Annotated in this window: 19 protein-coding genes and 1 tRNA gene; 16 read left to right on the top strand and 4 right to left on the bottom strand. The window is 68.8% G+C overall.

What is annotated here, in order from left to right; genetic code table 11:
- The first annotated feature begins 211 nt into the window (after positions 1 to 211).
- The 5 genes from gltB (at position 212) to pyk (ending at position 9455) form a co-directional block, all read left to right on the top strand.
- Positions 212 to 4762 carry a glutamate synthase large subunit gene (gene gltB, locus ACSTA4_RS20890; protein ID WP_444960696.1) on the top strand — a complete coding sequence of 1517 codons (4551 nt, stop codon included), beginning with the start codon at positions 212 to 214 and terminating at the stop codon, positions 4760 to 4762.
- A 19-nt stretch (positions 4763 to 4781) separates the two neighbouring features.
- Positions 4782 to 6236: a glutamate synthase subunit beta gene (locus ACSTA4_RS20885; protein ID WP_444960695.1), complete on the top strand. Its 1455-nt coding sequence runs from the start codon at positions 4782 to 4784 to the stop codon at positions 6234 to 6236.
- Between the two features lie 199 nt (positions 6237 to 6435).
- Positions 6436 to 6819: a DUF2784 domain-containing protein gene (locus tag ACSTA4_RS20880; protein WP_444960694.1), complete on the top strand. Its 384-nt coding sequence runs from the start codon at positions 6436 to 6438 to the stop codon at positions 6817 to 6819.
- Between the two features lie 74 nt (positions 6820 to 6893).
- Positions 6894 to 7793: a prenyltransferase gene (locus tag ACSTA4_RS20875; RefSeq protein WP_444964228.1), complete on the top strand. Its 900-nt coding sequence runs from the start codon at positions 6894 to 6896 to the stop codon at positions 7791 to 7793.
- Positions 7794 to 8021: 228 nt separating this feature from the next.
- A complete protein-coding gene (pyk, locus tag ACSTA4_RS20870; protein WP_416027306.1) occupies positions 8022 to 9455 on the top strand; it encodes a pyruvate kinase in 1434 nt (477 codons plus the stop codon).
- A 123-nt stretch (positions 9456 to 9578) separates the two neighbouring features.
- On the opposite strand, the gene ACSTA4_RS20865 is transcribed toward pyk, so the two are convergent.
- The 3 genes from ACSTA4_RS20865 to ACSTA4_RS20855 all read right to left on the bottom strand — a co-directional run bounded on the left by ACSTA4_RS20865 (position 9579) and on the right by ACSTA4_RS20855 (position 11747).
- The gene (locus ACSTA4_RS20865; protein WP_444960693.1) at positions 9579 to 10559 is read right to left on the bottom strand and encodes a DUF1266 domain-containing protein; all 981 of its coding nucleotides are present in this window, start codon (positions 10557 to 10559) and stop codon (positions 9579 to 9581) included.
- A 209-nt stretch (positions 10560 to 10768) separates the two neighbouring features.
- Positions 10769 to 11563, bottom strand: coding sequence for a hypothetical protein (locus ACSTA4_RS20860; protein ID WP_061083023.1), 795 nt, complete (start codon positions 11561 to 11563; stop codon positions 10769 to 10771).
- Positions 11564 to 11673: 110 nt separating this feature from the next.
- A tRNA-Leu gene (locus ACSTA4_RS20855) sits at positions 11674 to 11747 on the bottom strand.
- A gap of 162 nt (positions 11748 to 11909) precedes the next feature.
- Here ACSTA4_RS20855 and ACSTA4_RS20850 point away from each other — a divergent pair.
- From ACSTA4_RS20850 to rpsD, 8 genes are all read left to right on the top strand, one after another.
- Positions 11910 to 12476, top strand: coding sequence for an ANTAR domain-containing response regulator (locus ACSTA4_RS20850; protein ID WP_019610955.1), 567 nt, complete (start codon positions 11910 to 11912; stop codon positions 12474 to 12476).
- Positions 12477 to 12877: 401 nt separating this feature from the next.
- The gene (locus ACSTA4_RS20845) at positions 12878 to 14434 is read left to right on the top strand and encodes an ABC transporter permease subunit (RefSeq protein WP_444960692.1); all 1557 of its coding nucleotides are present in this window, start codon (positions 12878 to 12880) and stop codon (positions 14432 to 14434) included.
- A gap of 11 nt (positions 14435 to 14445) precedes the next feature.
- Positions 14446 to 15435: a branched-chain amino acid ABC transporter permease gene (locus ACSTA4_RS20840; RefSeq protein ID WP_444960691.1), complete on the top strand. Its 990-nt coding sequence runs from the start codon at positions 14446 to 14448 to the stop codon at positions 15433 to 15435.
- A complete protein-coding gene (locus ACSTA4_RS20835; RefSeq protein WP_444960690.1) occupies positions 15425 to 16312 on the top strand; it encodes an ABC transporter ATP-binding protein in 888 nt (295 codons plus the stop codon). The genes ACSTA4_RS20840 and ACSTA4_RS20835 overlap by 11 nt, the downstream gene beginning before the upstream one ends.
- Positions 16305 to 17171 carry an ABC transporter ATP-binding protein gene (locus ACSTA4_RS20830; RefSeq protein WP_444960689.1) on the top strand — a complete coding sequence of 289 codons (867 nt, stop codon included), beginning with the start codon at positions 16305 to 16307 and terminating at the stop codon, positions 17169 to 17171. Before ACSTA4_RS20835 ends, ACSTA4_RS20830 begins: the two co-directional genes overlap by 8 nt.
- A 383-nt stretch (positions 17172 to 17554) precedes the next feature.
- Positions 17555 to 17902, top strand: coding sequence for a HesB/IscA family protein (locus tag ACSTA4_RS20825; protein WP_013154170.1), 348 nt, complete (start codon positions 17555 to 17557; stop codon positions 17900 to 17902).
- A 349-nt stretch (positions 17903 to 18251) separates the two neighbouring features.
- On the top strand, positions 18252 to 19223 hold the full coding sequence (locus ACSTA4_RS20820) for a carbohydrate kinase family protein (RefSeq protein WP_212643500.1): 972 nt from the start codon (positions 18252 to 18254) through the stop codon (positions 19221 to 19223).
- 333 nt (positions 19224 to 19556) lie between these two features.
- A complete protein-coding gene (gene rpsD / locus ACSTA4_RS20815) occupies positions 19557 to 20168 on the top strand; it encodes a 30S ribosomal protein S4 (RefSeq protein WP_013154168.1) in 612 nt (203 codons plus the stop codon).
- Positions 20169 to 20442: 274 nt separating this feature from the next.
- Here the strand turns inward: rpsD and ACSTA4_RS20810 are convergent, their stop codons facing one another.
- Entirely contained in the window at positions 20443 to 20691 is a 249-nt protein-coding gene (locus ACSTA4_RS20810; RefSeq protein ID WP_212643501.1) for a sulfurtransferase TusA family protein, read from the bottom strand.
- 572 nt (positions 20692 to 21263) lie between these two features.
- On the opposite strand from ACSTA4_RS20810, the gene ctaC reads away from it, so the two are divergent.
- The 3 genes from ctaC to ACSTA4_RS20795 are packed head-to-tail and all read left to right on the top strand — an operon-like array spanning position 21264 to position 24373.
- Complete coding sequence (gene ctaC, locus ACSTA4_RS20805; protein ID WP_444960688.1) at positions 21264 to 22271, top strand: aa3-type cytochrome oxidase subunit II; 1008 nt, start codon at positions 21264 to 21266, stop codon at positions 22269 to 22271.
- Complete coding sequence (ctaD, locus tag ACSTA4_RS20800) at positions 22268 to 23941, top strand: aa3-type cytochrome oxidase subunit I (RefSeq protein ID WP_444960687.1); 1674 nt, start codon at positions 22268 to 22270, stop codon at positions 23939 to 23941. Before ctaC ends, ctaD begins: the two co-directional genes overlap by 4 nt.
- Positions 23942 to 23947: 6 nt before the next feature.
- Positions 23948 to 24373, top strand: coding sequence for a cytochrome c oxidase subunit 4 (locus ACSTA4_RS20795; RefSeq protein WP_013154164.1), 426 nt, complete (start codon positions 23948 to 23950; stop codon positions 24371 to 24373).
- The last annotated feature ends 195 nt before the right edge of the window (positions 24374 to 24568 follow it).

Here is a 24568-nt window from a genome sequence, read left to right as displayed (position 1 = left end):
GGCATGTATAAGAGAACCTGCCCGTCACGGGCGACCCCACCCGCCGCCGGCGACCACGAGGACGTGGCCGCACGACGGAGGCGGCCACGGCGCCCGCACGACGGTCACCGCCGCACCACGCGGCGACACACAACTTCATCCGCACGCAGCAGGGCCAACGTCGTCCCGGATGCGCTTTTCACGAAGCCGACGCAAGACGACAGGAGGGTAGATGCCTGCTGGCCAGGTGCGGCGTTCGTCCGTCCGAACGAACCCCGAGACCACTTCCCAGGGCCTGTACGACCCCGCTTTCGAGCACGACGCCTGCGGTGTGGGCTTCGTCGCCGACCTCACTGGACGTCGTAGCCACGACATCGTCGAGAAGGCGCTCACCGTACTCCGCAACCTCGACCACCGCGGAGCCTCCGGCGCCGACCCCGACGACGGAGACGGCGCGGGCATCCTCACCCAGATCCCGCACGAGCTCTACACCGAGGTCTGCGACTTCACCCTGCCCCAGGCGGGCGCCTACGCCACCGGCATCGGCTTCCTGCCCGCCGACGCGGCCGAGCGCGCCGCCGCCGTCGAACGCATCAACGCCATCGTCGCCGAAGAGGGCCTGACCCTGCTCGGCTGGCGCGAACTGCCCTTCGAACCCCAGTACAGCGGCCCCGCCGCCCGCCAGGCCATGCCCTACTTCGGGCAGCTCTTCATCGCGGGCACCCCCGGCACCGCCACCGAGGGCCTCACCGGCATCGAGCTGGAGCGCCACGCCTACTGCGTACGCAAGCGCGCCGAGCACGAGAGCGACGTCTACTTCCCGAGCCTGTCCCCGCGCACCATCGCCTACAAGGGCATGCTCACCACCCCGCAGCTGGAGCCGTTCTTCCCCGACCTGTCCGACCGGCGCTACGCCTCCGGCCTGGCCCTGGTCCACTCCCGCTTCTCCACCAACACCTTCCCGTCCTGGCCGCTCGCCCACCCGTTCCGCTACGTCGCGCACAACGGCGAGATCAACACCGTCAAGGGCAACCGCAACATGATGCGGGCGCGCGAGGCCAAGCTCGCCAGCGACCTCATCCCCGGCGAACTCGACCGGATCTTCCCCATCGTCGACCCCGACGACTCCGACACCGCGTCCTTCGACGACGCCCTGGAACTGCTCCACCTGGGCGGACGCTCCCTGCCGCACGCGGTGCTCATGATGATCCCCGAGCCCTGGGAGAACCACACCGAGATGGACCCGGCCGTCCGGGCCTTCTACGAGTACCACTCCACCCTCATGGAGCCCTGGGACGGCCCCGCCTCGGTGTCCTTCACCGACGGCACCGTCGTCGGCGCGGTCCTGGACCGCAACGGCCTGCGCCCCGGACGCTACTGGGTCACCGAGGACGGCCTCGTCGTCCTCGCCAGCGAGGCCGGAGTCCTGGACATCGACCCCGCCACCGTCGTGCGCAAGGGACGCCTCCAGCCCGGCCGCATCTTCGTCGTCGACACCGCCCAGGGGCGCATCGTCGAGGACGAGGAGATCAAGGCCGAACTCGCCGCCCAGCACCCCTACCAGGAGTGGATCGACACCGGCGTCCTGCGCCTGGCCGACCTGCCCGACGCCCAGCCCGCCCCGGTCACCGAACTCCAGCGCGCCCAGCAGGTCTTCGGCTACACCGAGGAGGAACTGCGCGTCATCCTCACCCCCATGGCCCGCACCGGCGCCGAACCCATCGGCTCCATGGGCACCGACACCCCGGTGGCCGCGCTCTCCGAGCGCTCCCGCCAGCTCTTCGACTACTTCTCGCAGAACTTCGCCCAGGTCACCAACCCGCCCCTGGACGCCATCCGCGAGGAGATGGTCACCAGCCTGGCCACCCTCCTGGGCGCCGAGCACAACATCCTCGACGCCGCACCCGGCAGCACTCAGCGCCTCGTCCTGCCCACCCCGGTCGTCGACCAGGCCGAACTGGCCGCCATCGTCGCCGCCGGACAGGACAACCCGGCCCTGAAGACCTTCACCGTCGACGGCACCTACCCCGTCGAAGGCGGCGGCGACGCCCTCTCCGCACGCCTGGAGCAGATCAACACCGAGGTCTCCGCCGCCATCGCCGACGGCGCCCACATCCTCGTGCTCAGCGACCGCGGCGCCGACGCCGACCGCGCGCCCATCCCGTCGCTGCTGCTCACCGGCTCGGTCCACCACCACCTCGTCCGCGAGAAGACCCGCACCGAGGTCGGTCTCCTCATCGAGGCCGCCGACGTGCGCGAATGCCACCACGTCGCCCTGCTCATCGGCTACGGCGCCTCCGCGGTCAGCCCCTACCTGGCGCTGGCCACCGTCCGCGACCTCGTCGAACGCGGACGCCTCGGCGGCGTCGACGCCGACCAGGCCGTCCGCAACACCGTCAAGGCGTTCGGCAAGGGCGTCCTGAAGATCATGTCCAAGATCGGCGTGTCCACGGTCAGCTCCTACACCGGAGCCCAGATCTTCGAGGCCCTGGGCCTGGGCGCCGAGGTCATCGACCGCTGCTTCACCGGCACCACCTCCCGCCTGGGCGGCGTCGGCTTCGACGTCCTCGCCGAGGAGGTCGCCATCCGCCACCGCAGCGCCCACACCCCCAACCCCAGCGCCCACCGGCGCCTGGAGGTCGGCGGCGAGTACCAGTGGCGCCGCGAGGGCGAACCGCACCTGTTCAGCCCCGAGACCGTCTTCAAGCTCCAGCACTCCACCCGCACCCGCCGGTACGAGATCTTCAAGGAGTACACCTCCCAGATCGACGACCAGTCCCAGAAGCTCATGACCCTGCGCGGTCTCCTGCGCTTCAAGGACGGCGTGCGCGAACCCGTGCCCGTCGACGAGGTCGAACCCGTCTCCGAGATCGTCAAGCGCTTCTCCACCGGAGCCATGTCCTACGGCTCCATCTCCGCCGAGGCCCACCAGACCCTCGCCATCGCGATGAACCGCCTCGGCGGCAAGTCCAACACCGGCGAGGGCGGAGAGGACCCCGACCGCTTCACCCCCGACGCCAACGGGGACCTGCGGCGCAGCTCCATCAAGCAGGTCGCCTCCGGCCGCTTCGGCGTCACCTCGCACTACCTCACCAACGCCGACGACATCCAGATCAAGATGGCCCAGGGCGCCAAGCCTGGCGAGGGCGGCCAGCTGCCCGGCCACAAGGTCTACCCGTGGGTCGCCCAGACCCGCCACTCCACCCCCGGCGTCGGACTCATCTCCCCGCCGCCCCACCACGACATCTACTCCATCGAGGACCTCGCCCAGCTCATCCACGACCTCAAGAACGCCAACCCCTCCGCCCGGGTCCACGTCAAACTGGTCTCCGAGGCGGGCGTGGGCACCGTCGCCGCCGGCGTGTCCAAGGCACACGCCGACGTCGTCCTCATCTCCGGCCACGACGGAGGCACCGGCGCCTCGCCGCTGACCTCCCTCAAGCACGCGGGCACCCCCTGGGAACTCGGCCTCGCCGAAACCCAGCAGACCCTGCTGCTCAACGGCCTGCGCGACCGCATCGTCGTCCAGGCCGACGGCCAGATGAAGACCGGCCGCGACGTCGTCATCGCCGCCCTGCTCGGCGCCGAGGAGTACGGCTTCGCCACCGCACCCCTCGTCGTCTCCGGCTGCGTCATGATGCGCGTGTGCCACCTGGACACCTGCCCCGTCGGCGTCGCCACCCAGAACCCGCTCCTGCGCGAGCGCTTCTCCGGCAAGGCCGAGTACGTCGTCAACTTCTTCGAGTTCATCGCCCAGGAGGTCCGCGAGTACCTCGCCCAGCTCGGCTTCCGCAGCCTGGACGAGGCCATCGGCTCCATCGACCTGCTCGACACCGCCGACGCCGTCACCCACTGGAAGGCCCAGGGGCTGGACCTGTCGCCCATCCTGCACGAGGTCGAACCCCGCGCCGGCGACCACCGCGTCCAACAGCGCCTCCAGGACCACGGCCTGGAGAAGGCCCTGGACAACACCCTCATCCAGCTCAGCGAGGGCGCCCTGGACTTCGGCCAGCCCGTACGCCTCGAACTGCCCGTACGCAACGTCAACCGCACCGTCGGCACCATGCTCGGACACGAGGTCACCAAGCGCCACGGCGCCAACGGCCTCCCCGACGACACCATCGACGTCTCCTTCACCGGATCCGCGGGCCAGTCCTTCGGCGCCTTCGTGCCCAGGGGCGTCACCCTGCGCCTGTCCGGCGACGCCAACGACTACGTCGGCAAGGGCCTGTCCGGCGGACGCGTCATCGTCCGCCCCGACAACGCCTCCCAGCTCGTCGCCGAGGACCACATCATCGCCGGAAACGTCATCGGCTACGGCGCCACCTCCGGAGAGATCCTCCTGCGCGGCGTCGTCGGCGAACGCTTCTGCGTCCGCAACTCCGGCGCACTCGCCGTCGTCGAGGGCATCGGCGACCACGGCTGCGAGTACATGACCGGCGGCCGAGCCGTCGTCCTGGGCCGCACCGGACGCAACTTCGCCGCCGGCATGTCCGGAGGCATCGCCTACGTCCTGGACCTGGACCGCGAACGCGTCAACACCGAGATGGTCGAGATCGAGGCCCTCACCGACGAGGACCGCGCGTTCCTCACCGACGTCCTCACCCGCCACCGCGCCGAGACCGGATCGGCCGTCGCCGACCGCATCCTCACCGACGGCGAGATCGACCGCATCGCCAAGATCATGCCGCGCGACTACAAGCGCGTCCTGCTCGCCCAGGCCGAGGCCGAACGCGAGGGCCGCGACGTCAACGAGGCCGTCATGGCCTCCGCACAGTCCTGACACGAGAGGAGGAAGGCACATGGCCGACCCCAAGGGCTTCCTGAAGACCACCGAGCGAGAGCTCCCCAAGCACCGACCCGTCGACGTGCGCATCCAGGACTGGCGCGAGGTCTACGAGGACTTCGACCGGGGAACCGTCACCAAGCAGGCCTCGCGCTGCATGGACTGCGGCATCCCCTTCTGCCACAACGGCTGCCCGCTCGGCAACCTCATCCCCGAGTGGAACAACCTCGTCCACACCCACGACTGGGCCGAGGCGATCGAACGCCTGCACGCCACCAACAACTTCCCCGAGTTCACCGGCAGGCTCTGCCCCGCCCCGTGCGAATCCGCGTGCGTGCTCGGCATCAACCAACCCGCCGTCACCATCAAGAACGTCGAGGTCTCCATCATCGACCGCGCGTGGGAGGAGGGCTGGGTCAAGCCCCTGCCCCCCACCACCCGCACCGGCAAGAAGGTCGCCGTCGTCGGCTCCGGCCCCGCCGGACTCGCCGCCGCCCAGCAGCTCACCCGCGCCGGACACGACGTCACCGTCTACGAACGCGCCGACCGCATCGGCGGCCTCCTGCGCTACGGCATCCCCGAGTTCAAGATGGAGAAGCGGCACATCGACCGCCGCCTCGCCCAGATGAGCGCCGAGGGCACCACCTTCCGCGCCGGAGTCGACGTCGGCACCGACATCACCGCCGACCAGCTGCGCGCCGACCACGACGCCGTCGTCATCAGCGGCGGCGCCACCGCCTGGCGCGACCTGCCCGCCAAGGGCCGCGAACTCGACGGCATCCACCAGGCCATGGAGTACCTGCCCCTGGCCAACCGGGTCCAGGAGGGCGACTACGACACGCCCGCCATCAGCGCCCAAGGCAAGCACGTCGTCGTCATCGGCGGCGGCGACACCGGCGCCGACTGCGTCGGCACCGCCCACCGCCAGGGCGCCGCATCGGTCACCCAGCTGGAGATCATGCCCAAGCCGCCCGCCACGCGGCCCGACAACCAGCCCTGGCCGACCATGCCCATGCTCTACAAGGTCACCAGCGCCCACGAGGAGGGCGGCAAGCGGATCTACTCCGTCAACACCGTCGAGTTCCTCGGCGACGACAACGGCCGCGTCCGCGCCCTCAAGCTCGTCGAGGTCAAGCGCACCGACAAGGGCTTCGAACCCGTCGAGGGCACCGAACGCGAGATCCCCGCCGAACTCGTCACCCTCGCCATGGGCTTCGTCGGACCCCAGAAGGAGGGCCTGCTCGACCAGCTCGGCGTCGAACTCGACGGACGCGGCAACGTCGTCCGCGACACCGACTACCGCACCACCGTCGACGGCGTCTACTGCGCCGGCGACATGGGACGCGGCCAGTCGCTCATCGTCTGGGCCATCGCCGAAGGCCGCTCCGCCGCCGCCGGAGTGGACCGCTACCTCACCGACGACAGCACCCTGCCGGTCACCATCCCGCCGACCGCGCGACCGCTCGTCTAACCACAACCAGGCACACACACGCGCCGGGCGCGGAGGACACCCTCCGCACCCGGCGCGTCGCCGTACCCACCGCCAGACGAAGAGCCATCCGGGTTTCCACCCGCATCGTCCACAGCCCCCGACACCCCCTGGCCCGGCCGGGAGACGGCGCCGATACTGGAAACCAGGAACACCCACCACGCGCCCAGGAGGCCAGACGATGACCTACCGGCTCATCGCCGACACCGCCATGGTCACGCACCTGGCCTTCCTCGCCTACCTCGCCCTCGGCGGATTCCTCGCCTGGAAATGGCCCCGCACCCTGTGGATCCACCTCGGCTGCGCCCTCTACGGACTCGCCATCACCCTCATCGGCTGGCCCTGCCCCCTCACCCACGTCGAGAACTGGGCCCGCCGACGCGCCGGACAACAAGGACTGCCCCCCGAAGGCTTCATCGACCACTACCTCACCGGCATCGTCTACCCCGCCGAACACCTGCTCACCGCACAGCTCGCCGTCGCCCTCACCGTCCTCGCCTCCTGGACAGGACTCCTCATCCTCACCCGAAGACGCACACGCAACACCACCCCGAACCGCGCGTAAAGATCGCGAATGGATTGGCCCGCCAACCATTTCCCCGCCCCGCACACGGACGTACCGTCGAAGACATGACCGTTGTGACCTGGGACTCCCTTCGCGCCGCAGAACACTTCACCATGCGAAACGCCCGGCTCATCGACCGGCTCCGCTTCGCTCACCTCTTCCAGAACGGACCCACCGAACCCGTCCGCTCCGCACTCTCCGCCTACCGCAACCTCGACGGCGGCTACGGCAACGGACTCGACCCCGACCTGCGCGGACACACCAGCCAACCCGCCGCCACCGAGATCGCCCTGCGCTACCTCGACGACCTCGGCCCCATCCCCACCAGCCTCGGCACCGGCATCTGCCGCTACCTCACCACCGTCACCAACCCCGACGGCGGCCTGCCCTGCGTACGACCCAACGTCCGCCACACCGAATCCGCCCCCTGGTGGCAACAGCACCACGACTTCACCAGCGACCTCGGACTCACCGCACTCCTCGCCGGATACCTCCACAAACACAACATCAGCCACACCTGGCGCGACAACGCCACCGCCTACTGCTGGAAACACATCAACGCCCTGCACTGGACCGACCCCCACCAGGCCATCGGCATCTGCACCTTCCTCCAGCACGTCCCCGACCGCGACCGCGCCCTGCGCGCCACCAGCCGACTCCACCCCATGATCCGCGCCGTCATCGACACCCACCCCAAACCCAACCCGAACCGACACGCCCACACCGCACTCGACATCGCCACCCACCCCGACCACATCGCCCGACCCCTGTTCACCGACACCGAGATCCAACGCAACCTCGACTTCTTCGAACAGACCCAACGACCCGACGGCGGCTGGGACGCCACCTGGCAGCACTGGGACACCGCCGCCACCCTCGAACGCGAAGGCATGCGCACCGTCCAACGCCTGCGCATCCTGTGCGCCTACGGCCGCCTCCAGTGCTACATCCCACCCCGCCGCCGCGACAGCTGACACCCCGACCCCGCCCACCAGCCCCGGCCAAGACCAGACCTCCGCAGACACCGGGCCCCGCCGAGGCCGTGTCCCCCACACCACCCCCACCAGCGAAGACAACCCACCACCCAACGCCACCAGACCTCACCCAGGGTGCCCGCCGTTCGACTTCCCGCAGCCCCACATACGTCCATTCGCAACCTGGTTTAGACCACTCCATCCTCCAGACGCTCTAGAGTGTTATGCGTGACACGTCGAGCAAAAATCGTCGCGACCCTCGGTCCCGCCACCTCGAGCCCGGAAGTCCTCCGCAAGCTCGTCGAAGCCGGACTGGACGTCGCCCGACTCAACCTCAGCCACGGAACCCACGACGACCACAGCGCCAACCTCGCCAACCTGCGAGGCGCCGCTGAGGCCGCACAACGAGCAGTCGGCGTCCTCGCCGACCTCCAAGGGCCCAAGATCCGCGTCGGCACCTTCGCCGACGGCCCCGTCGACCTCAACGTCGGCGACGAATTCACCATCACCACCGACGACGTCCCCGGAGACGCCCACCGCGTCTCCACCACCTACAAGGGACTCCCCGCCGACGTACGCCCCGGCGACCGCGTCCTCATCGACGACGGCCGCATCGCCCTGGAGTGCACCAAGACCACCAGCACCGACGTCCACACCCGCGTCGTCGTCGCCGGCACCGTCTCCAACCACAAGGGACTCAACCTCCCCGGCGTCGCCGTCAGCGTCCCCGCACTCACCGAAAAGGACGAGGCGGACCTGCGCTGGGCCCTGCGCCAGGGCGTCGACATGGTCGCCCTCTCCTTCGTCCGCAGCCCCGCCGACGCCGAGGAGTGCCACCGCATCATGGACGAGGAGGGCGTCACCGTCCCCCTCATCGCCAAGGTCGAGAAACCCCAGGCCGTCGAACGGCTCCAGGACATCATCGAGGTCTTCGACGGAGTCATGGTCGCCCGCGGCGACCTCGGCGTCGAACTCCCCCTCGAAAACGTCCCCATGGTGCAAAAACGCGCCGTCGAACGCTGCCGCGACAAGGCCAAACCGGTCATCGTCGCCACCCAGATGCTCGAATCCATGATCGGATCACCCCGGCCCACCCGCGCCGAGGCCTCCGACGTCGCCAACGCCGTCCTCGACGGCGCCGACGCCGTCATGCTCTCCGGAGAGACCAGCGTCGGCAAATACCCCGTCGAGACCGTCGAGACCATGGCCCGCATCGTCAGCGCCGCCGAACAGGAATCCCTGCGCGCCTCGCACATCCTCAACCGGGTACCCGAGACCACCGGCGGAGCCATCGCCCGCGCCGCCGCCGAGATCGGCGCCACCGTCGGAGCCAAGGCACTGGTCGCCTTCACCATGTCCGGCGAGACCGCCCGACGCCTGGCCCGCTACCGCTCACCCATCCCGCTGATGGCCTTCACCACCGAGGAGACCACCCGCGGAGTGCTCTCCCTCACCTGGGGAGTCGAGAGCAACCTCGTGCCCTGGGTCGACAACACCGACGACATGGTCCGCCAGGTGGAGGCCGAACTCCTCCAACTCGGCGACTACCACAAGGGCGACAAGGTCGTCATCGTCGCCGGCAGCCCGCCCGGAACCACCGGTTCCACCAACTCCCTGCGCGTCCACCGCCTCGGAGACGCCGTCGCCCTCGCGGCACGGTAGAACCACCCGGGCGCCCCACACCGGGCGCCCCCGACGTGCCGCATCAGGTCCGGCCCGGAGGACACGGCGTATGAGCCGCGCCGCCCACCGGGTCAGGACCAGGTGCGGCCCCGCCGCACCACCTCAGGCCGCCGACTCCCCGCGCGGCTCCGGCCCGGTCGCCGCCGCGCCCCCCTCCGGCAGCACACGCTCCAACGGCATGTCCCACGGCAACAGGTTCCACGGACTGCGCTCGTCCTCCGTCAGCAGACCCAACGCCGCCCACACCCGGTCCGTACCGCCGTGGTCGCCCTCCACACCCTTCTCCGGCCACAACAGGTAACCCGCGTGGAAGGCCATCGACAACTGCTGCCACGACGCGTACCGCCGCTGAAGATCCGAGGCCACCCGCCGCAACAGCGTCTGCGTCTCCACCGGACTCAACCAGTCCAACGACGCGCCCCCGCACACCAACCGGATCACGTGCACCGACTTCCACCACTGGTAGGCGCCGATGAGCACCGTCTCGTCCGCCTCGGCCACCCCCGTGACCGCGCGCAACCGCGCCACCTGCTCCTCACTCAGCCGCACGTGCGCGCCCGTCACCTGCCCGCCCCGCTCACGCGGCAGACGCGACCTGGCCACCCCTGCGCTCAGATCCACCACCAGATCCAGCTTCGGACCCGTGCGCAGCTCCTCCAACAGGGCGTCCACCGCCTCCAGCAGCGACTCCCGGTCGGTCACCCCCCACTGGCGCTCCAGCATCCGCTGGTAGGGACGGCGCAGCGACGGCCGGGCCACCACGTCCCAGGGTTCGGCCAACGCCACCCGGAACGGCGCGGCCACGGCCGCCGCCCAGCGCTCGGTGCTCAACGGCGCGTCGGGGTCCTTGGTGCGCAGGGTGGGGGACTCGCGCGAGCCCACCACCAGCTCCGCGAAGGAACCGGCGACCAGCGCCACGACGGGCACGAACGCCCAGCCCGGCTGGCCGACGGCCACGAGAAGGACGATGAGCAGCGCGACGGGGGTCAGCAGCCACGGCTGGCGGCGCTGGGAACCCCACGCCACCACCACCCAGGCGCCGATAACCAGTGCGCCGACGATCCCGGCCACCGCGGTCAGCACCCGCTGCTCCTCTCCTGAGAAATCGCTTCTGGAACTCCAGGATCAAGGACGCGCGCCCGCCTAGGCGACCGAACTCACGGGTTGTACTCAGGTTGTGGCCGTGATGTGACCGGTTCCGCCGGGTTGCCCCGGCATAAAGTGACAAAGGGCCTATTTGGGGCGGTACCGGCTGGGTAGTTACGCAGGTTCTGGCCCGTCTGTCCGGTCCCTCAGTACTTCGGCCCGATGAAGGCGTCCATACGCGCCACGGCCTCCTTCCGCGACACCGAGATGGCGGTCTTGTCCTTGAACGGGGGCTGGCGCTGGATGTGGCTCGTCCAGGGAATGCCGAGCCGCTCCAGGGACGACGTGAAGAGGTCCACGATGTCCTGCGACGTGTTGGAGAAGTGGTAGCGCGGGTACTCGTAGTACTCGTCCCTCCTGCCCCTCTTGCGTATCCGGTTGAGGGCACGGCATCCGTCGGAGTGAACCAGGCCCCGGACGAACAGCTCAGGGTGGTGGTCGACGACTTCCTGCTGCCAGGTTTCCAGGGCGATCCTCCTGGAGTGCTTGTGGCCCGGTCCGTGCTGGGGGAACAGGCAGAGCCAGTGTTTGGAGGCGGCTTTGACAGCCGTGCACCCCTCGCCGCGGCTGGCACGGAAAGAGGTGATCGGGAACACCTTCTGCATAGCATCGCCGCAGAGGTCCATCAGTCCCGGGTACTTGTTGTCGCAAAAGATCCAGAGAACGTACACCCCGTGCCTTGAGGCGGTGATGTGACCGTCTCCGAGGTAGAGCCCCAGTAGGTAGGCGTAGGCGTTGTCATCAAGACGCGCGTTGTGGCACTTGGGGCAGTAGGTCGTCCGGTCTCGGCGCCTTCCCTCTGTCGCGGGCGCACGCCTGTTGCCGTAGCGCCAGTGCCTGATCGCCTGCACGGAGACGCCGCACTGTGCCGCGATGGCTTTGTCGGTCAGGCCCAGGGCTTTGAGGCGGAAGGTTTCGTCTACTACGTCACGTGAGTACATGACAGGAATAGTTGCTCACGCCTGTGACATTCCGTCGATGGTGTGACTACCGTGGGTTGATATGCCCTAAATGAAGAGAGCCGCCCGAATGGGGCGGCTCTGGGGTGTTGTGCCCTGAGTGGGACTCGAACCCACACTGTAATAGGTTTGAGCTATTTCCCTCTGCCGATTGGGGTATCAGGGCTTTTTTGGGTGAAACGGACATCCTGGCTGGTGTTCGTCTACCTGTTCGGTCGGGGTTGCTCCGTCAACAGTGGTATCACGATTGACGCGCATGCCCGTCCCGACGTCCAGCATCCTAGCTGATCTCGGTAACCTCGTGTACGTGACGAGGACGCAGAGCCGTGTGGTGATCGCGGAAGACGAGGCCCTGATCCGCCTGGACCTCAAGGAGATGCTTGAGGAGGACGGCTACGCCGTCGTGGGCGAGGCCGGTGACGGTGAGACCGTGATCCGCCTTGCCCAGGAGCTCAAGCCCGACCTGGTGATCACCGACATCAAGATGCCCGTGCTCGACGGCCTCTCGGCCGCCGAGCGCATCGCCGCCGAGCGCATCGCCCCGGTGGTGATCCTGACCGCCTTCTCCCAGCGGGAGCTGGTCGAGCGGGCGCGCGAGGCCGGGGCCATGGCCTACCTGGTCAAGCCGTTCAACAAGGCCGACCTCGTGCCCGCCATCGAGATGGCCACCTCGCGCTACGCGGAGCTGTCCGCGCTGGAGTCGGAGGTCTCCAGCCTCCAGGAGCGGCTGGAGACCCGCAAGCTGGTCGAACAGGCCAAGGGTCTGCTCCAGAGCCGCCACGGGATGAGCGAGCCCGAGGCGTTCCGCTGGATCCAGAAGAACTCCATGGACCGGCGGCTCACCATGCGCAGGGTCGCCGAGACGGTCGTGGAGACCCTCGGCGGCAAGCAGTGAGCCGCCGCCGGTAAGCGGCGCTTACGCGTCCGCGCCAGCCGGACTGAACTGGTCTGAACGAAGGGGGCCGCACCCGAACCGGGTGCGGCCCCCTTCGTCGTCTCCGCCCGCGCCTTCTCCTCCCGGCTCCTCGTGATCACTCCGGTACGCCGGGTGTGGAAAAACTATGCAGTTCAGGCGCTTAACACGGCGGAAACGAGACAGATGTTCAGGGTCAATGCGCCAGGTGTACCGGTTTGGTCTCGTTTGCACACGATGGGATGACGGTTGGGTCACGTGGCATTAGCGCATCTGAACAACTTGCCTAAATCGGGCTAAACTCACCGCACCGAACAGCAAAGGACAGCGGTGGCGCGTGCGCGCATTCGCCACCGCCACCCTCAGATGCGCAAGGAGCGCGCGTGCGCACACGTCTTGTGACCGTGTTGCTCGCCCTGATCACCGCCATCCTGGTGATCCCGGGGCCAGCGGCGACGGCAGACGAACAGGGCGGTGAAGCGCTGCACGGTCAGATCCTCCATCCGGAGAACCGGGATCAGGGTGTCGAAGGCATCGTGATCACGGTCTACGACGGCGAGGACGAGGTCGGGGCGGCGGAGACCGACTCTGAAGGAATGTGGGAAGTGGGCCTGCCCGAACCGGGCACCTACCGCGTGGTGGTGGACCAGGAGTCCGTCCCCGGGGAGTTCGCGGTGATCGAGGCCCTCTTCGTCGACGGCGAGACCGAGGTGGAGGTCGAGGCGGACGACCGGCGGCCGCTGATCGTCGCCCTGGAGGCGGCGGGCGCGGCCGAGGAGGAGTCGGCCTCGCCCTCGCAGGAGGAGACGGAGGACTCCTCCGGCGGGGAGGCGGCCGACGAGGAGTCGTTGGCGCCCAACACCGACGCCGGCGGCTCCTTCGGGGACCGGGTGCTCCAGCTCACCGCGGCGGGTCTGCTGTTCGGCCTGGTGATCGCGGTGTCCGCGATCGGGCTCTCGTTGATCTTCGGCACGACGAAGCTGATCAACTTCGCCCACGGTGACCTGGTGACCTTCGGTGCGATGATCGCGCTGCTCTTCAGCACGGGTGCCGCGGGTATGGGCAACGCGCTGTTGGCGCTCTTCCTGGGTCTGGGCGGGGCGGTGCTGATCGGCGCCTTCCTGGAGACCAGGCTGTCGCGGACGGCGCTGGTCGTCGCGCAGTGGCTGTCGATCTTCGCGGGTATCGCGTTGGCGACGGTTCTCGGTGTGATGGGGGACGCGGTCGGTTGGAGTGTGCCGCTGTGGTTGGCGGCGGTGGTCGCGGTCCTGATGGGCGCGGTGCTGGGCGGGTCGATGGAGCGCTACATCTGGCGTCCGCTGCGGCACCGCAACGTGGCGATGATCCAGATGTTCATCGTCTCGATCGGTCTGGCGCTGGTGGTGCGGCACGTGATCCTGGTGCTCTTCGGGGCGGGCCGGGAGCGTTACGCGGGTTTCCAGCTCCAGGAGATGGTGCGTCTGGGGCCGGTGTCGATGCCGCCGCGCGACCTGGTGGTCATGGCGGTGGCGATCGTGGTGCTGGTGGGGGTGGCCTGTCTGTTGCAGTTCACCCGGATCGGCAAGGCGATGCGCGCGGTGTCGGACAACCGGGACCTGGCGGAGTCGTCGGGTATCGACGTGGACCGGGTCACGCTGTACGTGTGGGGGCTCGGTGGCGGTCTGGCCGCTCTGGGCGGTGTGCTCTACGGGCTCAACCAGGTGGTCGAGTACGAGATGGGCTTCCGTCTGCTGCTGATGATGTTCGCCGCGGTGATCCTGGGCGGTCTCGGCACGGCTTACGGTGCGATGGTCGGCGGCCTGGCGGTCGGCCTGGTGGCGATGTTGTCCACCCTGTGGTTCCCGTCCCAGCTCATGCAGGCATGGGCTCTGGCGCTGATGATCCTCATGCTGCTGGTCAGGCCCCAGGGTCTGCTCGGTCGGCGTGAGCGGGTCGGCTAGGAGAGAAGACGATGGATATCCTTTCGATCCTCGCTGAGTCCACCCGGTCGGCGCTCGGCCCGATCGCGGCGATCTACGCGCTCGCGGCGGTCGGCCTCAACTTCCACTTCGGTTACACCGGGCTGTTGAACTTCGGTCAGGTGGGTTTCATGCTGGTGGGCGCCTACGGCGTGGGCATCAGTGTGGCGGTGTTCGACCTGCCGTTGGTGGTGGGTTTCGGTGTCGGTCTGCTGTGCGCGTTCGTGATGGCCCTGTTGCTGGGCATTCCGACGCTGCGGTTGCGGGCGGACTACCTGTCGATCACCACGATCGCGGCGGCGGAGGTGATCCGTCTGGTGTACCGGGCGGGTTTCGCCGAGCCGTTGACCGGTGGTGTGTACGGGTTGCAGAACCTGGCGTCGGACTTCCGCGCGATCAACCCGTTCGACGGGGGTGAGCGCTACGGTTTCGGGGCGTTGTCCTACAACGGCAACCACCTGTGGGTTCTGGTGGTGACGTGGGGCCTGGTGCTGTTGACGGCCGGGTTGACGTGGATGCTGATGCACAGTCCGTGGGGCCGTGTCATCAAGGGCATCCGGGAGGACGAGGACGCGGTCCGCAGCCTGGGCAAGAACGTGTTCGCGTACAAGATGCAGGCGCTGGTGCTGGGTGGTCTGGTGGGTGCCCTGGCGGGATGCATGCTGGCCGTGTACCAGGCGTCGATCCAGCCGGACCAGTTCAAGCCGCAGGTGACGTTCTTCCTGTGGGTGATCCTGCTGTTGGGCGGTGCCGGTCGGGTGTTCGGTCCGGTGCTGGGCGCGATGGCGTTCTGGTTCCTGATGAACTTCACCGACGGTGTGCTCCAGGGTTTCGGCTCGATGGGGTGGCTGCCGTTCCTGGACGGTCCGGACTACGGTGCGATCCAGTTGGCCTTCGTGGGTCTGCTGCTGGTGTTGCTGATCGTCTTCCGGCCGCAGGGTCTCATCGGCGACCGCAAGGAGATGCTGATCAATGTCAAGTGACAAGGTGGGCGGCGGCGGCGTCGGGTCCGGGGTCGGGGTCGACCGCGTGGCCGGTGCGGAGCCGGTGCCGGGTTCGGCGAAGTCGGACCCGATCCTGGTGGCGGATGGTGTGCGCCGTTCCTTCGGCGGTCTGACCGCGGTGGACGTGGGTCATCTGGAGGTGCAGCGGGGGACGATCACGGCGTTGATCGGTCCGAACGGTGCGGGTAAGTCGACGCTGTTCAACCTGTTGACCGGTTTCGACCGGGTGGACGGGGGGCGTTGGACCTTCCAGGGCAGGCCGATCAACGGCAGGCGCGGCCACCAGGTGGCGCGTGCGGGGATGGTGCGGACCTTCCAGTTGACCAAGGCGCTGACCCGGATGACGGTGTTGGACAACATGCTGCTGGGTGCGCCGGGTCAGTTCGGTGAGCGGATGGCGGGTGCGTTCCTGCGTCCGGTGTGGCAGGGGCAGGAGAAGGAGAACACGCGTCGCGCGCTGGATCTGTTGGAGCGCTTCAAGCTCATCGACAAGCGCGAGGACATGGCGGGTTCGCTCTCGGGCGGTCAGCGCAAGCTGTTGGAGATGGCGCGTTCGCTGATGACCGATCCGGCCATGATCATGCTGGACGAGCCGATGGCGGGGGTGAACCCGGCGCTGGTGCAGTCGTTGCTGGGGCACATCACGTCGTTGCGCGACGAGGGCAAGACGGTGCTCTTCGTGGAGCACGACATGGACGTGATCATGGGGATCAGCGACTGGATCGTGGTGCTCGCCCAGGGGCAGGTGATCGCGGAGGGCCGTCCTTCGGACATCCGGTCCAACCAGCAGGTGATCGACGCCTACCTGGGTGCCCAGGAGGAGACGGCCGAGGCCCCGGGGAGTGGTGATGACTGAGAGCGCGAAGCCGAGTCCGGAGAAGGTGAAGGCCTCGGACGGGGTTCCGGTGGAGGCCGAGGAGGCCGCCGCGGTGCAGGAGCACCGTGAGGAGGTGCTGGAGCAGGCCGGTGAGGCGGCGCCGGTGGGTGGTCCGGAGGACTACCTGCTGTTGGCCAGTGAGCTGGTGGCGGGGTACGTGCCGGGGGTGAACATCCTCAACGGGTGCACCCTGACGCTGTCCGAGGGCGAGGTCGTGGCGATCATCGGCCCGAACGGGGCGGGTAAGTCCACGCTGATCAAGACGGTGTTCGGGTTGATCCCGGTGCGTGAGGGCGCTCTGACGCTGCGGGGGGCCGACATCGCCGGTCTGCCGGCGCACGGTCTGGTGGAGCGGGGGGTGGGTTACGTTCCGCAGACGCAGAACGTGTTCCCGTCGCTGACCATCGAGGAGAACCTCCAGATGGGGGCGTTCCTGCGGCCGCGGTCGTTCACGAAGCGGTTCGCGGCGGTGGCGGAGCTGTTCCCGCTGCTGGGGGACCGGCGCAAGGCCAAGGCGGGGTCGTTGTCGGGCGGTGAGCGCCAGATGGTGGCCATGGGGCGTGCGCTGATGATGGAGCCGTCGGTGCTGTTGTTGGACGAGCCGACCGCGGGTCTGTCGCCGATCTACCAGGAGGAGGTCTTCCAGCGGGTCAAGGAGGTCAACCGGACTGGTGTGTCGGTGATCATGGTGGAGCAGAACGCGCGCCGCTGCCTGCAGATCTGTGACCGCGGTTACGTGTTGGACCAGGGGCGCAACGCCTACACCGGTACGGGTGCGGACCTGTTGAACGATCCGAACGTGATCGAGCTGTACCTGGGGACGCTGGCCAAGGGCTGAGTCGCCGCGGGGGAGGGGCGGGGCCTGCTGGCGGGCTCCGCCCCTTTTGCGCTGCGCGGGGTGCGGCGGGCGGGTGCGGCGGGGCGCCGGGTGGCTTCGTGCACAGGTCCGGGCGGGAGATGGCGTCCCGGGTCGGGACAAATTACCCTGGGAGGACGGGCACGTCCGTGCCCGTCCGCGGCCCCGTCCGCTGTGCGGGTCGGGGGCGGGGAGAACACAGCGGCGCTGTGACGCCCGTGTCCGCCGGTGCGCGAGGAATGCGGTACCGGTGTCGGGCGTTGAGAACCGTTGAAGAGGACGGGACCCGCCGCGGCGGGCCGGTCCAGACGCGACCAAGGGGGTCGCCGGCCAGCCGCTACCCCTTTCCAGAGGAGCTTTCCAGCATGACGGTTCAGAGCGAGACCACCGAGGGCATCATCCTCACCGACGAGGCGTCCAGCAAGGTCAGGGCGCTCCTTGAGCAGGAGGGGCGGGACGACCTGCGTCTTCGCGTGGCCGTTCAGCCCGGTGGTTGCTCGGGGCTGCGTTACCAGCTCTACTTCGACGAGCGCGAGCTCGACGGCGACGTGGTCAGCGACTTCGGCGGTGTGGAGGTGGTCACCGACCGGATGAGCTCCCCCTACCTGATCGGTGCCACGATCGACTTCGTCGACACCATCGAGAAGCAGGGTTTCACCATCGACAACCCCAACGCCACCGGTTCCTGCGCCTGCGGTGACTCCTTCAACTAGGGAGTGCCGTCCCGCCGGGGGCTTTCGGGCCGGTGGGTCCGGGGTGCTGCGGTGGACGCGTCCCGGGGCGTGAGGCGTCCCGGGTGCGGTCGTCGGGCGGGCCGGATCCCGGGGTCCGGGTCGGCCGGGGACGCGGTTCTTCGGGGGGAGGGCGGCTTGTGCCGCCCTCCCCCTTCGTCGTGTGCGGGGTTTTCGGTGTGCGGGGTGGGGCGGTTGGGGGCGGTTGTCAGTTGGGCCGCGGGCGCGCTGCACTAACCTGGGGCAGTCCGAACCGGGCACGTCCTCTGCCATGCCCGCAGCCCCGTCCGGTCAGCAGACCGACACCTCCCGACCAAGGAGCCTTCGTCCCGTGCGTATCGCGGTTGCCGGATCCATCGCCACCGACCATCTGATGTCCTTCGAGGGTCGCTTCGCGGAACAGATCATCCCCGACCAGATCCAGCAGTTGTCGCTGTCCTTCCTGATCGACGAGCTGGACGTGCGGCGCGGCGGTGTCGCGGCCAACATCTGCTTCGGGATGGGCGGGTTCGGCCTCAACCCGGTGCTGGTGGGTGCGGCCGGGGCCGACTTCGAGGACTACCGCGCCTGGCTGGACCGCCACGGTGTGGACACCTCCGCGGTCTACATCTCCGAGCTGCGCCACACCGCCCGGTTCATCTGCACCACGGACCGGGACCAGAACCAGATCGCGTCCTTCTACGCCGGGGCCATGGCCGAGGCGCGCAACATCGAGCTCCAGCCGATCGCGGACCGCCTGGGCGGGCTGGACCTGGTGCTGATCGGGGCGGACGACCCGGCCGCGATGGTGCGTCACAGCGAGGAGTGCCGTACCCGCGGCATCGCCTTCGCCGCCGACCCCTCCCAGCAGCTGGCGCGGATGGAGGGGCCCGAGGTGCGGGGTCTGATCGAGGGTGCGGCCTTCCTGTTCACGAACGAGTACGAGAAGGCGCTGGCCGAGCAGAAGACGGGCTGGTCCGACGCCGACGTCCTGGAGCGGGTGGGCACCCGGATCACCACGCTGGGCGCCAAGGGTGCGCGTATCGACCGTGTGGGGGAGCCGAGCGTGCACGTGCCGGCCGCGGCGGTGGGGGAGCTGGTCGACCCCACGGGTATGGGGGACGCGTTCCGCGCGGGTTTCCTGGCCGCGCACTCGTGGGGGCTGTCGCTGGAGCGGGCCGCTCAGGTGGGCAACGCGACCGCGGTGCACTGCCTGGAGGCCGACGGGCCGCAGGAGTACACCCTGACGGGGGCCTCGCTCCTGGCGCGTCTGGAGGAGTCCTACGGCGCCGAGGCCTCGGCCGAGGTCGCGCCCTTCGTGTAGTCGACGGGTCGGGGTGGTGTCCGCGAGCCCGTAGAGTGGGTAGTCGCGACCCGCACGACCCGTGTCCGCCTGCCGGACCGGGCCGCGCCCCGCACGGCCGCCGCTCCCTGGGAGCCGGTGTCCCGCACGGGGAGCCCCGTGCCCGCCGGTGCGCTGAAACGCGTGCCGGTTACCCAGCCCAAGCCGTCCGCGCCGGGTCGCCGCGACGGTTGGGGAACCTGTCCCGCTGTGCGTGCTCCGGCGCGCCCGCGCGGGCTCGGGCGCGTTGAGCGCCTCCCAGATCTAGGCCAGCCTTACCTGGGATTCCCCGGATTCATCCGGAAAGGACATTGCATGCGCTACACCGGACCGAAGGTGCGGTTGTCCCGGCGCGCCGGCACCCCGCTGACCCGTAAGGCGGTCAGCTACTTCGAGAAGCGTCCCTACCCGCCCGGTGAGCACGGCCGCCGCGTCCGCCGCAACAGCAGCGACTACGCGGTCCGCCAGGCGGAGAAGCAGAAGGTGCGCTGGTACTACGACCTGACCGAGAAGCAGATGCTGCGCGTCTACGAGAGCGCGAAGAAGCGCACGGGGCGCACCGGTGAGGAGATGCTCGCCGAGCTGGAGCTGCGTCTGGCCACGGTCGTGCTGCGCGCCGGTCTGGCCGCCTCGATCTACGCCGCGCGTCAGTTCGTCAACCACGGTCACATCACCGTGGACGGCAAGAAGGTCGACATCCCGTCGTACCAGGTCAAGCCCGGTCAGATCATCAGTGTTCGGGAGAAGTCCCGCAACATGGTGCCGTTCGTCGAGGCCGCCGAGGGCGTCCACGCCGACGACAAGATCGCCGGATTCCTCGCCGTGAGCCACAAGGACCTGCGCGTCGCGGTCGTCGACCGCCCCAAGCGCGAGCAGATCCCGGTGCCCTTCGACGAGCAGCTGGTCGTGGAGTTCTACGCCCGCTAGTCACCCGCCTCGGCGTGTGCTCGGCCGCCTCCTCCCTCGGGGGCGGCCGATGCGGAGCAGGTCAGGCCGCGCGGACCCGGTCCGCGCGGCCTCGCTGTGTCCGGGGTGGTGTGGAACGCGCCACGCCCAGGATTCGGTGGGGCGCGAATCGTTATCGCACCGGAACCGGAAGCCCCCGAGCCGCGTGGTGCGGGGTTTCGGTCCCCGTCTTAACCGCCCGCCCGCTGCCGCTCCCGCCCCCACCCCCGGGCGGAGGACGGCCGCCGGGGCCGGGTCAGTACATGCGCCGGATGTGGAAGGCGCTGCCCCGCGCCAGGGGCCGCTCCGCGACGAACTCGTGCATCTTCATCCGGCACCAGGCGGGGATGTCCGCGCTGGCGGCGGGGTCGTCCGCGGTGACCGCGATGACCGCGCCTATGGGCACCTCGTGCAGCCTGGCGGCGAGCATGATGATCGGGATCGGGCACTTGCGGCCCACCGCCTCCACGGTGACCAGGGGAGGCCGGGGCGGGTACTCGGGCACGGAAAACCCCCCGTGTGTCGTCGTCTGGTGATGACCATCCTGACCTGGTCCCGTCCCAAGGGCGTGTTCGGTGGATGCTGCCCGTCGCGAGCGGCGCATCCAGTGCGGCTGTCGCAAGGCCGAAGAGGGAGTCAGGGTGGGGTCCTGTCGACTGATGAGAACGCCGCGAGAGTTGTGCTGGGGCGTCGCGTAGCAGGGTATGTGTCCGCCGAGCATGCCCTAAGGCGAACCCGGTTAAGGGCGTCGTAAATCCAGCGATACGCTCACCTTGTTCTCTCCTCGTGAAACGTCCACGCCGCCCCCGAGAGGCGGAAGGGGCGCGATCGGGAAGAGGGCCCGGGGGAACGCCGGGCCGCGCTCCGTAGCCAGCCGGGAGGGTACCCTCCGCGGGCGAACGGGCCCGGCTCCACGTACCGCCGCCAGCTCCGCCCAGGGGGGTCGGCAACACGCTGACCAGGTAAGCCCCTGAACTGGCCGCTGGGCGGTTCGCGATAATGTTTCCCCCTGAAAAGCTTTGGATACTTAGGCCGCCCGTGGAGGTTCCACGGGCTACACCGCTGGGAAGGCAATCCGTGAGTCCGACCCGCCAAGAGAATCGGCGCCGCAACCTGCGCCGATGGGCACCACGCGGCGCCGCGCTCGCCGTGCTGGGGCTGGCCGCGACCGGCTGCGCGTCGAACGATCTCACTCGTTTGGGCATGCCGGAGCCGATCACCAACCAGGCCGAGCGTGTTCTCTCGCTCTGGCAGGGCTCCTGGGTGGCGGCTTTCGCGGTCGGCATTCTCGTGTGGGGGCTGATCGTCTGGTCGGTCATCTTCCACCGCAAGCGCTCTGAGCAGTTGCCGCCGCAGGTGCGGTACAACATGCCCATCGAAGCGCTCTACACCGTGCTGCCGATCGTCATCATCTCGGTGCTGTTCTTCTTCACCGCCCGGGACCAGGCGATCCTGCTCGACACCGACGAGCCGGCGGACGTCAACATCGAGGTCGTGGCCTTCCAATGGGCCTGGCAGTTCAACTACCTCGACGACAAGAAGGAGAACGGCGGGGAGGTGCTCTTCGCCGAGACGGGTATCCCCAACCCGGACGGCACCGCCGACCCCTCCACCCAGACGACCCTGGTGCTGCCCGAGGGCGCGACCGTCCACTTCGACCTGCACTCGCCGGACGTCATCCACTCGTTCTGGATCCCCGAGTTCGGTTTCAAGATGGACGTCATCCCCGGTCGGGACAACGCCTTCCAGGCCGACATCAACGAGGGCACCGCGGGCGAGTACGTGGGCCGCTGCGCCGAGCTGTGCGGTGTGGACCACGCCCGCATGCTCTTCAACGTCCAGGTCCTGCCCCAGGACGAGTACGACGCCTGGGCGGCCGAGCAGCAGCAGGCCGCCGAGGAGGCCGAGCTCGAGGCCGCCGACACCGGCGACCAGCCGGCCTCCGGTGAGGGCTCCGGTGCCGAGGGCGCGGGCGCCGAGGGCGCCGGCACCGACGAGGAGGGCACCGGCAGCGGCGGCTCCGAGGCCGACGAGCAGGACACCGGTTCCGGCGCGTCCGACGCCGAGGAGAATGAGCAGTCATGAGCACCACACCAAACCCCGTTCCCGCGGGCGGTCAGGCACCGTCGCGCAAGGGGTCGATGATCGTCAAATGGATGACGTCCACCGACCACAAGGTCATCGGGTACATGTACCTGATCACCTCCTTCGTGTTCTTCCTCTTCGGTGGTCTGCTCGCGGTGCTCATGCGCGTCGAGCTGTTCTTCCCGGGCATGCAGGCCATGTCCAACGAGCAGTTCAACCAGCTGTTCACCATGCACGGCACGATCATGCTGCTGATGTTCGCGACGCCGCTGTTCGTCGGGTTCTCGAACGTGATCATGCCGTTGCAGATCGGTTCGCCCGACGTGGCGTTCCCGAGGATGAACCTGTTCAGCTACTACCTGTTCCTGTTCGGCAGCCTCATCGCCATCAGCGGGTTCCTGACCCCGGGCGGCGCGGCCAGCTTCGGCTGGTTCGCCTACACGCCGCTGTCGGACGCGGTGCGCTCGCCAGGTCTGGGCGGTGACCTGTGGATCCTGGGCCTGGTGGTCTCGGGTCTGGGCACCATCCTGGGCGCGGTCAACTTCATCACCACCGGCCTGTGCATGCGCGCGCCCGGTATGACGATGTTCCGCATGCCGATCTTCACCTGGAACACCCTGCTCACCAGCGTGCTGGTGCTCATCGCGTTCCCGGTCCTGACCGCCGCCCTGATCGCGCTGGGCGCGGACCGCATGGTCGGCACCCAGGTGTTCAACGCCGAGCACGGCGGGGCCATCCTGTGGCAGCACCTGTTCTGGTTCTTCGGCCACCCCGAGGTGTACATCATCGCGCTGCCGTTCTTCGGCATCGTGACCGAGATCATCCCGGTGTTCAGCCGCAAGCCGATCTTCGGCTACAAGAGCCTGGTCGCGGCGACCATCGCCATCACCGGCCTGTCGGTCACCGTGTGGGCGCACCACATGTTCCCGACCGGCGCGGTGCTGCTGCCGTTCTTCTCGTTCATGAGCTTCCTCATCGCGGTCCCGACCGGCGTGAAGTTCTTCAACTGGATCGGCACGATGTGGCGGGGCCAGATCACCTTCGAGACGCCGATGCTCTTCGTCATCGGCTTCCTGGTGACCTTCCTGTTCGGCGGTCTGACCGGCGTGCTGCTGGCCTCCCCGCCGATCGACTTCCACGTCACCGACTCCTACTTCGTGGTGGCCCACTTCCACTACGTGGTCTTCGGCACCGTGGTGTTCGCGATGTTCGCGGGCTTCTACTTCTGGTGGCCCAAGTTCACCGGCAAGATGCTCAACGAGAAGCTGGGCAAGTTCCACTTCTGGCTGCTGTTCCTGGGCTTCCACGGCACGTTCCTGGTGCAGCACTGGCTGGGCGCCGCCGGCTTCCCGCGCCGCTACGCCGACTACCTGCCCAGTGACGGCTTCACCGAGCTGAACCAGATCTCCTCGGTGTCCTCGTTCGTACTGGCGGCCTCGACGCTGATCTTCTTCTGGAACATGTACATCACCTCGAAGAAGGCGCCGCTGGTCACCGTGGACGACCCGTGGGGCTACGGCTGCTCGCTGGAGTGGGCCACGTCCTGCCCGCCGCCGCGGCACAACTTCACGTCGCTGCCGCGGATCCGCTCCGAGCGTCCCGCGTTCGACCTGAATCACCCGCACGCCGCGGCCCCGGGCGCCGTCCCGGTGGGCGCCACGAAGGAGTAGGGCGCAATGAAGACGCAGGCCTATCTGTTCATGGGCGTCTCGACCTTCTTCGGTCTGGCCGCCGCCCTGTACGTGTACTGGTCCTGGCAGGACACCGGCACGATCGAGTGGACGGGCACCACCGCCCTGGTGGTCTCCATCGGCTTCGGTTGGATGATCGGCTTCTGGCTCTGGCAGGCGGCCCGCCGCAGCGAGCACTTCCACGGGCTCCCCGCGGAGGAGCGGCTGGACGGGGAGATCTCCGAGAACTCCGGCGAGTACGGCTTCTTCAGCCCGCACAGCGCCTGGCCGCTGTGGGTGGCGCTGGCCGTGGCGTTCACCGCGGTGGGCGTGGCGATCGGCTGGTGGATGGTGTTCATCGGCGCCTTCGCCATCATCCTCACCGCCATCGGTTGGATCTTCGAGTACTACCGCAACGAGTTCCAGCACTAGGGGGTCGGGCCGCCGCACCGCGCGACGGCCTCCCGCCGACGGCCGGACGCGTCCCCGGGACGCGTCCGGCCGTCTTTCTTGCCACGGCCCGGACCGCGTGTGACGTGGCCGTCGGCACCTCCCCGGGTGTTCGTGCCATGACCTCGCGCACTCCCGTCCGGGCGCCCGGTGTCGTGACCCTTCGCCGGGGTAGGG

The sequence above is a fragment of the Nocardiopsis sp. M1B1 genome, assembly GCF_052466615.1.
This window is presented reverse-complemented; position numbering and strand designations above follow the sequence as displayed.

Bases quoted from the DNA above. Each gene is read 5' to 3' on its own strand.
- gltB (WP_444960696.1), top strand. From the start codon at position 212: ATGCCTGCTGGCCAGGTGCGGCGTTCGTCCGTCCGAACGAACCCCGAG.
- ACSTA4_RS20885 (WP_444960695.1), top strand. From the start codon at position 4,782: ATGGCCGACCCCAAGGGCTTCCTGAAGACCACCGAGCGAGAGCTCCCC.
- ACSTA4_RS20880 (WP_444960694.1), top strand. From the start codon at position 6,436: ATGACCTACCGGCTCATCGCCGACACCGCCATGGTCACGCACCTGGCC.
- ACSTA4_RS20860 (WP_061083023.1), bottom strand. From the start codon at position 11,563: ATGTACTCACGTGACGTAGTAGACGAAACCTTCCGCCTCAAAGCCCTG.
- ACSTA4_RS20840 (WP_444960691.1), top strand. From the start codon at position 14,446: ATGGATATCCTTTCGATCCTCGCTGAGTCCACCCGGTCGGCGCTCGGC.
- ACSTA4_RS20835 (WP_444960690.1), top strand. From the start codon at position 15,425: ATGTCAAGTGACAAGGTGGGCGGCGGCGGCGTCGGGTCCGGGGTCGGG.
- ACSTA4_RS20830 (WP_444960689.1), top strand. From the start codon at position 16,305: ATGACTGAGAGCGCGAAGCCGAGTCCGGAGAAGGTGAAGGCCTCGGAC.
- ACSTA4_RS20825 (WP_013154170.1), top strand. From the start codon at position 17,555: ATGACGGTTCAGAGCGAGACCACCGAGGGCATCATCCTCACCGACGAG.
- rpsD (WP_013154168.1), top strand. From the start codon at position 19,557: ATGCGCTACACCGGACCGAAGGTGCGGTTGTCCCGGCGCGCCGGCACC.
- ctaD (WP_444960687.1), top strand. From the start codon at position 22,268: ATGAGCACCACACCAAACCCCGTTCCCGCGGGCGGTCAGGCACCGTCG.
- ACSTA4_RS20795 (WP_013154164.1), top strand. From the start codon at position 23,948: ATGAAGACGCAGGCCTATCTGTTCATGGGCGTCTCGACCTTCTTCGGT.